The sequence below is a fragment of the Candidatus Thermoplasmatota archaeon genome, from assembly GCA_034660695.1.
In the GTDB taxonomy this organism is placed as follows: Archaea; Thermoplasmatota; E2; order UBA202; family DSCA01; genus JAYEJS01.
Map to the genome: position 1 here is coordinate 1 of JAYEJS010000069.1, position 9,003 is coordinate 9,003.

Genomic DNA, 9,003 nt, shown 5'->3' on the forward strand with positions numbered 1-9,003 from the left:
AAGGTAAATAAAAAAGTGGGAAGGCGTATTCAAAATTTTGTTGAATCCTGCAGATCATTTCTCAAATCATTTTTCCGGTCTGCTTATGGCTTTTTTCATTTTTTGACTACTTTTTCAAAGCATTCCCCTTTCTAGGAAAAACAAAAGCTTTAAAAACTTCCCTATATTCCTATGCGGGAACAGTGCTCCAGTATTTTTGATATATTTCTTGTGTTCCTCTCCAAATCTTTCTGTCAATTCATTATCTTCCAGTCGAGTCGTGATAAGAACTGGGATTAAGAAAATCAGAGCTGTAAGGAGAGCTGATAGATTATTTCTGAAGAAAGCAAAACCTAGAACAACACAAAGGAAGCCTAAACAGCCAGGATGTCGAATGTAGGAATATATCTCTGAGGAGACCAACGTTCCCTCTTCTGGAAAGACCGTGTAGATCTCCAGATTACACCCACCGACATCAAATCCAGAAAGACGCATATGCAATCCAACAAGAAGACGAATTGAAACTAAAAAGGCGCCAATCATTATGGCAAGCCAGAGGGGGAGTAAAGCCAGACCACCAACTAAAAGAGGGTGAAACATACATGCAAGAAAAGTTGCAGACATCGGCATGAAGAAATGAAAGAAATAGTACCGATATGCTAACTCTCCATACTTCTCTCGATATCTCTTAGCATTTTTCATGCGACCATAGGCAAAGGCGGAACACACTAATGCAATAATAAGCTGACTGAGTAAGGCTTCATACCACACCAAACCATCAAACCAAATGAAAAAGACGGTACACACTAAGAAAAGCAGAAACCCAACGGCGAATATGGCTGTGCTCTTCCAGGGGCTTCTAAACTCGGGAATCTTTTCTTTTAATAATTCATAGCCTTTTTTCTGAGTCATTGTTATCCCATTTCATTCTGTAGTCAATTTTACTCTTTATTTCTTCCTTTTTATTTTCGGGAAAAGCATTCCTACCTTCCTCTTGTATTCCTTGTATTCATCTCCAAATACTTTTTCTAAATCTCTTTCCTCCTGGAAAGCTTTAATCATTAAGCCGATGATAAAAATTGGAATTAAGAAATAAAGACAGTAAAGAGCCTTCCAAAATAAACACCAACCAAAAAGAGCAATAATGCATCCAACATAGAGCGGATGCCTTACAACCTTGTATAGTCCAGTTGTAACAAGTTTTTCTGGAGTTGGATCTATCTGGATTCTATTACCATAAAATTTTGCTTTTCTAATTAATTTATGCGAAGAGGCAATGATGAGAGTTATTCCAGACAGAAAAAAGACCATTCCTGCAATAGGAAAAATGACTATGTCTGGTATTCTAGGTTGGTTAATTAATGGTAGATAAAAGAAACCAACAAGCATAATGAAAATCAGCAGGTTTCTTAGCAAAACCCAGATCACTAATTTTGGTTTCATAGACATTTCCTCCTTTTTATTCAACTAACCTTATTTCGCCCGCCGAAAATTTCGGGTAGCCCCTCCACCACTCATGCTGGAGTTTCTTTGCCTTTTTGAGCTTAAGCGACTTCTTACACCGCGAAGTGAGCATTTCGTCTAACTGTGAATAACCGAACTCGAGTTCGTTTATCCCTCCGATATGGGAATTAATCCGAAGTACTTCGGTTATCCACGACTCTGGACGAACAAAACTTTCGATCATTTTTCTCCTCCTTTTCTAATAGTATCCAATGGACTTTTAATCTTACTTAAATCCCTAATCATAACGTGAGTATATATTTCTGTGGTTTTTGAATTTTTGTGCCACCCAAGGTATTTCTTAGAACCAACAACATAGCATTTTATTGCCAAATTGTAAGCTTGCAAAATTAAGGAGTTATATGGGGTCATAAACACATACTTATATAACAATCTCGATATAAACATGTGAAGCGAATCATATGTCTCCTGCTCATAATCCTTCTCATATCATTTATTCCGCTCTCTAATGGCAATGGCACAGAAAAAAAGGTTTTCATTGCAAGAATAGACGGTATGATTGCCGAGGGCACGGAAAATCAATTCGAAAAAGCGATAGACATTGCAGAGAAAGAGGGCGGTGCAGCCCTTATAGTAATGCTCGACACGCCCGGAGGGCTTTCCAATCCCATGAAGGAAATAATAAAGGAAATAGAAGGGGCAAAAATTCCTGTAATAGTATATATCGCCCCTGAAGGTGCTTACTCATTCTCTGCTGGGACATTCATATTGCTTTCATCCCATCTCGCGGCCATGGCTCCTTCCACTGCCATCGGGGCGTGCCAGCCCCGCATCATAAACCCCGCAACGGGGATGGCAGAAGAAGCCCCCCGGAAGGAAATAAATGCGTACGCTACTTACATCAGTAGCATTGCCGAGAGACACGGGCGGAATTCTACTGTTGCAAAGCGATTTGTTACTGAGAATCTTGCGCTCGGCCCGTCCGGGGCCGTTGAGAACAATACGGTGGAGATAGTTGCGGGCAGCATAGATGACCTGATTGAAAAAGCGGATGGAATGAAGATAAGGGGCTCGTTGAATGGTGTTGAGAACTTAACGTTTCATGTTAAAGGAGCAAAGATTGTGAACATAGGCTGGAATTTCAGGGATAAATTACTAAATTATCTTACGGATCCACAAATAGCATCGCTTCTGCTGACAATCGGCATACTTGGGTTGATATTCGGATTTCTCACGCCAGGATTTCATCTCCCGGAAACTCTTGGGGCAATATTTCTCGTGCTTTCTTTATACGGGCTTTCGTACATAGGAGTCAATGCTGCCGGCATCATTCTAATCGTTCTTGGATTTATATTTATCATAATAGAGGTGCATACTCCCACTTTTGGGTTCTGGACAGCTGCTGCAATTGCTGCATTCATATTCGGTATTGTTTTAATACCTGCAAGTAATTCAATATACGAGATGCCCGAAGACTGGTTTATTTCGTTCCGTATAGCAAGCATACTTGCTGCCGTGGCCGTCGGAGCGTTTTTTGCATATGCCCTTACCGCATCCCTGAAGGCGAGGATGAGAAAACCCAGACTCGGAAATGAGGAATTCATAGGAATGGAGGGTGTCGCGATAACCGATATCGCTCCCAAGGGGCAGATAAAAGTGAGGGGAAAAATATGGAAGGCGGAGGCTGTGGAGGGGGCAGGTGAAATAAGAGAGGGAGAAGAAGTTATCGTCGTGGGTAAAAAAAGGATGGTTTTGAAAGTAAAAAAGCGTAAATAATAAGTATTACTACTGCCATGTTACTTCATTCCTGGGGAGGAATATGTCGAAAAAAGAAACGTGGATATTCCTATCTACCGACAAATGGGAATATACCCAAAAAATAAAAATGGAAAGCTGATTCATTGCTCGCTTTTAGTCAAGGAGAGCATGATGAAGCCATACAAAATAAGGAGGAAATTAATAGCTAGGAAAAGAATATATCATCTTTTTGAAATGGCGGAAAAGATGGCCATGGACGGGAAGATGGATCTCGCCGGCAGATACGTGGAGATTGCGAGAAAAATAGGAATGAAATATCTGGTGAGAATACCGAAGGCATATAAAAAGCGGTTTTGCAAAAAATGTAATTCTTATCTATTGCCGGGCAAAAACTGTAGTGTCAGGCTAAAGAAAAAAAGGATTGTTGTATCATGTCATAACTGTGGCAATATAATAAGAACGCCTTTTACGAGGTAATTTGATGGCCGGATTATGGGAACTGGAAAATAAAATAAAAAACTGTAAAAACTGCCCTCTTTCCCTCACACGAAAAAATGCAGTACCAGGAGAGGGAAGAGAAGACGCAAATATAATATTCATTGGAGAAGCTCCTGGAAAAAGCGAAGATGAAACTGGCAAACCATTTGTCGGAAAGGCGGGAAATTTTCTCGATTTTGCATTGACAGGCATAGGGCTGAAAAGAGAGGATATATACATAACAAATGTGGTCAAATGCAGGCCGCCGGGCAACAGAGATCCGAGAGAAGAAGAAATTAAGGCATGTATTCCTTATCTTGACGGGCAGATATCTATCATAAAGCCAAAGATATTTTGCACGTTAGGCAAATTTGCAACCACATATATTCTCTCCTCATACGGGTTTGACAGCGAGCCGATATCGAGGGTGCACGGCAGGGTTTACAGCTCGCCTGTGGCAATGATAAAAATAATCCCCATGTATCATCCCGCTGCGACGATATACAATCCCGCTCTAAAGGAGTATTTTTTGAGGGATATGGGAGTTATTAAAAAACTATTGGACTAAGCGTATATAGCCCGAGTTAAAAATTTTTACATCTGGAATTCATAAAAATATTCTTTATGGGATATCAGATATCTTGCTAATTTTCTACCATACTCTGTCAGATGCCCTTCATTATCTATGTAGCCAAACTCCCTCAATTTATCAAGCAGCCTCATGTCTACATTTTCGGGGTTATCAGCACATACTTTTGCAAGGGCGATGATGCTTCTCGCAAACATTCTTGCACTCATCATTTTTAGAGTTATTAGCACCAATTACTATGTAAATTTTTATAAAAATTTTGAGAACTTGCTTTTAGAAAGGCTAAAATATGCTTATCTTTTACAATTTCGTATGCGGGGTAAAATCGCCGATTATGTTAAATTTTTGCGGCTGCCGGGGCTGGGAGGGCTTGCCGTACCGCCGGTCTTTGGAGCGATTTCTGCGGGCGTATATGACATGCATATTCTTGTTGTGCTTTTTATCGTCGGTGCTCTTTCAGCGATTTATGGATTTGCTTTGAACGATTATGCTGATGTTGAGCTGGACGGGCTTATCAAGGAGTTGAGGGACAAACCCCTTGTGAAAGGCACCATATCAAGAAAAAATGCTGTTGCAGTCTGCCTTATTGCAATGATGTTTATCTTCTTTTTTTCTTTTATTCTATGGCATGAAAAAAATTTAGACGATTACAAGTTTGCAGCAATAGTTTCTCTTGTACTTGCCGGTGTTCTCGGAAGCATTTATGATCTCTATGGAAAAAAAATCCCCGGCTCTGACTTTTTTGTTGCAATTTCTATATCACTTGTTTTTTTGTATGGAGCGCTGGCAGTTGTAGATAACAATCTGGGCATCCTGACATGGATTATTTTCATGCTAACTTTTAATCAGACGTTACATATGAATGCAATTGAGGGTGGGATAAAAGATGCTGATCACGATTATATCATGGGGGTGAGAAATATTGCCCTTTTATCAGGGGTAGAGGTTCGGGGGGGGAGAATTCGCATTCCTTCAGTCTTTAAATTGTTAGGCGTGGGCATACGCTCATTCTCCGCAGTTCTGGTTTTCGTTCCATTCTTTTATGGTATGGATTATTATCCATGGCAAATAGCTCTCCTGGCCGTAATGCTCGCAGGCATTCTTTACATTGAAATGAAACTTGTCGCCCTCAAAAAATTTGATAGAAAAAAGATAAGAAAATTGATAGCAGGTGCAACTTTTCTAAGGTATTCCGTGGTTCCAGTAATGCTCATCAGTCTGATTGGCATAGCTGGCGGGGCAACCCTTGCCATCCTTCCCGTAGTGTGGTATACAGCATTCACCCCCCTTGCGGGCACAAAAATCTTCCAGCCGGAGATGTGAAAAAATGAAGGCATGTATAATAGGTGCGGGTATCGGAGGACTTGCATCCGCTTCTTTGCTTCTCAAAGAAGGTTATGCCGTCGACGTGTACGAAAAGGAAAAAATGATTGGGGGAAGGGGACTGACAATAGACGAAAAAATTTCATATGGGGAATACAAAAATTTACTCAAACGTTTTGATATGTATGTTCCTTTCGCCGAACCATCCTTGGAAGAAATTTTTGATGGGTTAATCAATGGTTACAAAATGGATCTCGGCTTCCATTTGATTGGAGGGGGAGAAAACGCATCGCCGATAAAAATTTTATCTTCTCTTGGGATAAAGCAGGATATTATAGGTTCTCGCCTCGGGTTTATAGGAAAAAAAATAGAATATCCCTACCTTTCAATGGGAGACAAAATCAAAATGCTGCCACGAATATTACAGCTCCTTTTCTCAAGAAAAGAGACCATTGCAGCCCTCGAAAGTGTTTCCATGGAAGAGACAATAAAAAGATACGGGAAGGGTAAAATGAAACTCACTCTCGAACTGTTCTCGAGGCTTATCACAACGGTTAATGATTTAAGCAGGATATCAACCGGGGAAACTTTCTGGGCACAGCGTGAACTCATGGGCTCCAGTCCTGTTTCCTATCCCGTCGGAGGGCTGAGCAGTATCGCGAAAAATTTTGCCGGCTGGGTCGAAAAAAAAGGGGGGAACTTAATGCACAGGAAAGTGGACAGAATAATCATTGAGGATGGAACAGCAAAAGGAATTTCAGCAGGAAAGGAAAAAGATTATGATATTGTTATCTCAAGTCTACCTGTTCAGGATACCTTTTCAATTGCAGACGAAAAAACATTTCCCAAGAAATGGGTAAGCAAAATAAAAAATTTGGAAGGGACAGGAAGTTTGTGCGCATATTATGCTCTCAACGGATTAAATGAAAAATTAATAGGCAAAGCATTCATGTTCATAGAGAGAGATGCAGGTATAGAAGGCAATGATGCGGTCGGTATGATAGATTTCAAGATGGCAAGTCCTGAAGCAAATACGGCTCCGCATGGCAAGTATCTAATCCAATCATACGTGATTTGCACACCTGATGAGGCAAAGAATAAGAAAAAAATCGAAACGTTAAGGAACACTCTGGATAAGTATCTGGAAAAACTCGTTCCCGATTTCCGAAAAAAAATGGAGTGGTGTATTTACCCGGCAATATGGCATCTGGACGGCGTGGCCAAAACAATAGACAACGAAAAATCTCCTGCCGGCACGCCAATAAAAAATTTTTTTGTGGTGGGTGATTCAATAAAGGCAAAAGGCGTTGGTATAAACTGTGCTGCCGATTCAGCAAATTTGTTGATGAAAGAGTTGGGAAAAAAGTAAGTCATGCAAATGTCTACCTTATTTCTTCAAACTCACCTGCCTTTTTGTTTTTTCTAACGTTGTCCCAGCGGAAATATCTGCCGTTCATGGAGATATAAACTCCATGGGGCAAAGTTTGGGTAAATGCCAAAGAACTTCCTAAATTGAACAATCCATCGGAACTGCCAAATTTGTATGGTATCATTGCGCCTGTTAAAACGATTGTTTTATCTTTTATGGAATTGGCAAGAACTTTAGCGGTTTCTACCATTGTATCGGTGCCATGGGCGACCAGTATTCTATCTTCTTTTGCTTTTTTACAGTTTTCAAGTATGATTTTTCTATCAGCATCGGTCATATATAAACTATCGACCATCATTAAAGTCTCGATATCAATTTTTAATTTGCAGCGGCCCAATTTTAGCATCTCAGGCAGATGAGTATCCTTGAAGAAGAGTTTTCCTGTAAGTTCATTGTACTCTTTATCGAAAGTCCCACCCGTAACAAAGATTTTGATACACATGATTCTCGGTTATAGGTTGGCAATAATAAATGTTTTGTGTTGTGAACATTTAGCCTTAGCTATTTTCATTCTTCTCTCTCGATGCTCCTCAAATATATTCTCGATACTTTTTTCATTCTGACATATTCCTTAAGTTTTTGGGAGAGTTGCTCTGCCATCCCTTTTTTATACGCATTTGAGAGAGCGATCGTATCGAGCTTCATGTAGTCTTCATATATTCCTTCCTTCTTTAACAGCTCTTCCAGTTCCTTTCTTTTTGGATCTTTTATGTCGGGGAACCACGGATTCTCATAAATTTTTACATTTGCTATTTTTTCACTTCCATACACATATTGCGTTTCGTTTTTCAAAGCATATTGCACTATTCTTTCTTTCAATTCTTCCTTCATTCTCTCCAGTTCTTTTACTTTGCTTTCAATTTCCCAATATCTATTCACCAGTGAATGCCCGTCCTCCCATCTCGCTTCTTCAGGCGGAAGATTTTCGATAGCATATTTATGCTTAAAGAGAGGGCACAAATGCTGGTACTCGCAATACGGGCAAAGAGCAGATTCTTTTGGATAAAAATTGTCTTCCTCTATAGCCTTCTCAATTCCAATTATTTTGTTGAGCGTGTCTTCCTTAACTTTTTGCAGTGTTTCATCATCTTTTTTTATTCTCAATTCTTTATTGAAAGCAACATAATGCCATATCAGTTCAATATCGTTGGCATCATCATACATGTTTTTTAACGCAAGTGCATACAATGCAAGCTGTCTGTCCTTTTTCACTTCTTCCTCTGTCGGCAGATTTAAAGATGTCTTGTAATCATGTATTTCGTATACGCCATCTTTTTCTGACAGCCTGTCTATTATGCCCCTGACTGTATAGCCGGTATCATCTATCGGCAGCAAAACCATTTTCTCCAATGCAATTGTTTTCCCATCGTTGAAAGGTTTGTACGTGTTATAATAATCGCAGATATATTTTTCCCCCATCTTTCTGTAATTATCTGGAGAATATTCTTCTTTAACCACAAAAATATTTTCATCTATTTCCTTTTCCCATCTCTGGTTATAAAATGTGATCAAATCATCGAGTTCACAAATCTTTCGAAACATTTTGTCCCTGTACAATTTTTCTAATGCTTCGTGAACCCTGCCCCCCATAAATGCTTCGATATTGCCCCTTGGCGAGATAATTTTCTCTACATACCTGTACTTGAATTTCAATGGGCATGACTCAAAAGTTGAAATACGGGAGTGGGAATATACTCGTGCCATATTACATTATAGAAATCGGAGATAAAGAAGTTTTCCTTACTCATTGTTCGCAGAGAACGACTTTGTTCAACGTAAGCAATATTAATGGTTTTATATTACTATATATGAGGCTAGTAAAACTATGGAATATATTAAAGCATTGCATGAGCGATATCCGAATGCTTTGAAAAAGTAGTCAAAAAATGAAAAAAGCCATAAGCAGACCGGAAAAATGATTTGAGAAATGATCTGCAGGATTCAACAAAATTTTGAATACGCCTTCCCACTTTTTTATTTACCT

The 9,003-nt window shown here is 39.6% G+C and carries 12 protein-coding genes; 5 read left to right on the forward strand and 7 right to left on the reverse strand.

The genetic code is table 11. From position 1 onward, the window contains the following. Window positions 1-114: 114 nt before the first annotated feature. Genes U9O96_03245 through U9O96_03260 form a run of 4 tightly spaced genes read right to left on the reverse strand, consistent with a single transcriptional unit; the run spans window position 115 to window position 1,854 of the window. On the reverse strand, window positions 115-891 hold the full coding sequence (locus tag U9O96_03245) for an isoprenylcysteine carboxylmethyltransferase family protein (GenBank protein ID MEA2054122.1): 777 nt from the start codon (window positions 889-891) through the stop codon (window positions 115-117). Between the two features lie 36 nt (window positions 892-927). Beyond that, complete coding sequence (locus U9O96_03250; protein MEA2054123.1) at window positions 928-1,422, reverse strand: isoprenylcysteine carboxylmethyltransferase family protein; 495 nt, start codon at window positions 1,420-1,422, stop codon at window positions 928-930. Window positions 1,423-1,438: 16 nt separating this feature from the next. Further along, the gene (locus U9O96_03255) at window positions 1,439-1,666 is read right to left on the reverse strand and encodes a hypothetical protein (protein ID MEA2054124.1); all 228 of its coding nucleotides are present in this window, start codon (window positions 1,664-1,666) and stop codon (window positions 1,439-1,441) included. Next, on the reverse strand, window positions 1,663-1,854 hold the full coding sequence (locus U9O96_03260; protein MEA2054125.1) for a hypothetical protein: 192 nt from the start codon (window positions 1,852-1,854) through the stop codon (window positions 1,663-1,665). Before U9O96_03260 ends, U9O96_03255 begins: the two co-directional genes overlap by 4 nt. 36 nt (window positions 1,855-1,890) lie before the next feature. On the opposite strand from U9O96_03260, the gene U9O96_03265 reads away from it, so the two are divergent. The 3 genes from U9O96_03265 (at window position 1,891) to U9O96_03275 (ending at window position 4,246) form a co-directional block, all read left to right on the forward strand. Beyond that, window positions 1,891-3,219 (forward strand): nodulation protein NfeD, encoded by a 1,329-nt coding sequence (locus tag U9O96_03265; protein ID MEA2054126.1) that lies wholly within the window; start codon window positions 1,891-1,893, stop codon window positions 3,217-3,219. An 84-nt stretch (window positions 3,220-3,303) separates the two neighbouring features. Beyond that, complete coding sequence (locus U9O96_03270) at window positions 3,304-3,678, forward strand: ribonuclease P protein component 4 (GenBank protein MEA2054127.1); 375 nt, start codon at window positions 3,304-3,306, stop codon at window positions 3,676-3,678. 4 nt (window positions 3,679-3,682) lie between these two features. Further along, window positions 3,683-4,246, forward strand: coding sequence for a uracil-DNA glycosylase (locus U9O96_03275; GenBank protein ID MEA2054128.1), 564 nt, complete (start codon window positions 3,683-3,685; stop codon window positions 4,244-4,246). 26 nt (window positions 4,247-4,272) lie between these two features. On the opposite strand, the gene U9O96_03280 is transcribed toward U9O96_03275, so the two are convergent. Then, window positions 4,273-4,479, reverse strand: a complete 207-nt coding sequence (locus U9O96_03280; protein MEA2054129.1) for a hypothetical protein — start codon at window positions 4,477-4,479, stop codon at window positions 4,273-4,275. A gap of 100 nt (window positions 4,480-4,579) precedes the next feature. On the opposite strand from U9O96_03280, the gene U9O96_03285 reads away from it, so the two are divergent. Together U9O96_03285 and U9O96_03290 are read left to right on the forward strand one after the other, a co-directional pair. After that, window positions 4,580-5,590, forward strand: a complete 1,011-nt coding sequence (locus tag U9O96_03285; GenBank protein ID MEA2054130.1) for a UbiA family prenyltransferase — start codon at window positions 4,580-4,582, stop codon at window positions 5,588-5,590. 4 nt (window positions 5,591-5,594) lie between these two features. After that, a complete protein-coding gene (locus tag U9O96_03290) occupies window positions 5,595-6,959 on the forward strand; it encodes an FAD-dependent oxidoreductase (GenBank protein MEA2054131.1) in 1,365 nt (454 codons plus the stop codon). A gap of 13 nt (window positions 6,960-6,972) precedes the next feature. Here U9O96_03290 and U9O96_03295 read toward each other — a convergent pair whose 3' ends face one another. Both U9O96_03295 and U9O96_03300 read right to left on the reverse strand, forming a co-directional pair. Further along, entirely contained in the window at window positions 6,973-7,461 is a 489-nt protein-coding gene (locus U9O96_03295; protein ID MEA2054132.1) for an asparaginase domain-containing protein, read from the reverse strand. 65 nt (window positions 7,462-7,526) lie between these two features. After that, entirely contained in the window at window positions 7,527-8,723 is a 1,197-nt protein-coding gene (locus U9O96_03300) for a PD-(D/E)XK nuclease family protein (GenBank protein ID MEA2054133.1), read from the reverse strand. Window positions 8,724-9,003: the final 280 nt, after the last annotated feature.

Excerpts from the sequence above, each read along its gene's own strand:
- U9O96_03255 (MEA2054124.1), bottom strand. The coding sequence starts at position 1,666 with ATGATCGAAAGTTTTGTTCGTCCAGAGTCGTGGATAACCGAAGTACTT.
- U9O96_03290 (MEA2054131.1), top strand. The coding sequence starts at position 5,595 with ATGAAGGCATGTATAATAGGTGCGGGTATCGGAGGACTTGCATCCGCT.
- U9O96_03295 (MEA2054132.1), bottom strand. The coding sequence starts at position 7,461 with ATGTGTATCAAAATCTTTGTTACGGGTGGGACTTTCGATAAAGAGTAC.
- U9O96_03300 (MEA2054133.1), bottom strand. The coding sequence starts at position 8,723 with ATGGCACGAGTATATTCCCACTCCCGTATTTCAACTTTTGAGTCATGC.
- U9O96_03270 (MEA2054127.1), top strand. The coding sequence starts at position 3,304 with ATGGGAATATACCCAAAAAATAAAAATGGAAAGCTGATTCATTGCTCG.
- U9O96_03285 (MEA2054130.1), top strand. The coding sequence starts at position 4,580 with ATGCGGGGTAAAATCGCCGATTATGTTAAATTTTTGCGGCTGCCGGGG.
- U9O96_03280 (MEA2054129.1), bottom strand. The coding sequence starts at position 4,479 with ATGATGAGTGCAAGAATGTTTGCGAGAAGCATCATCGCCCTTGCAAAA.
- U9O96_03250 (MEA2054123.1), bottom strand. The coding sequence starts at position 1,422 with ATGAAACCAAAATTAGTGATCTGGGTTTTGCTAAGAAACCTGCTGATT.
- U9O96_03245 (MEA2054122.1), bottom strand. The coding sequence starts at position 891 with ATGACTCAGAAAAAAGGCTATGAATTATTAAAAGAAAAGATTCCCGAG.
- U9O96_03275 (MEA2054128.1), top strand. The coding sequence starts at position 3,683 with ATGGCCGGATTATGGGAACTGGAAAATAAAATAAAAAACTGTAAAAAC.
- U9O96_03260 (MEA2054125.1), bottom strand. The coding sequence starts at position 1,854 with ATGACCCCATATAACTCCTTAATTTTGCAAGCTTACAATTTGGCAATA.